Origin of the sequence: Micromonospora deserti (genome assembly GCF_003236335.1) — a bacterium.
Taxonomy (GTDB): Bacteria; Actinomycetota; Actinomycetes; order Mycobacteriales; family Micromonosporaceae; genus Micromonospora; species Micromonospora deserti.
In genome coordinates this window covers 1-203 of the sequence record NZ_POUB01000615.1, presented here as the reverse complement: position 1 = coordinate 203, position 203 = coordinate 1, and the positions used below count along the sequence as shown (strand labels likewise).

The window sequence follows — 203 nt, the reverse complement described above, 5'->3', positions numbered from 1 at the left end:
GTTGCGCACCTGGGAGGTCAGGTTCGACGCCATCGAGTTCACGTTGTCGGTCAGGTCCCGCCAGGTGCCGGAGACCCCCTTCACCTGGGCCTGGCCGCCCAGCTTGCCCTCGGTGCCCACCTCGCGGGCCACCCGGGTCACCTCGTCGGCGAACGACGACAGCTGATCCACCATCGTGTTCACCGTCGACTTCAGCTCCAGGA

At 67.5% G+C, this 203-nt stretch carries 1 protein-coding gene; it reads right to left on the bottom strand.

Going from position 1 to position 203, the window contains the following annotated elements; genetic code table 11:
- Positions 1–203 (bottom strand): hypothetical protein (locus tag C1I99_RS32165; RefSeq protein WP_146604135.1); only part of this gene is annotated, 203 nt, incomplete at both ends.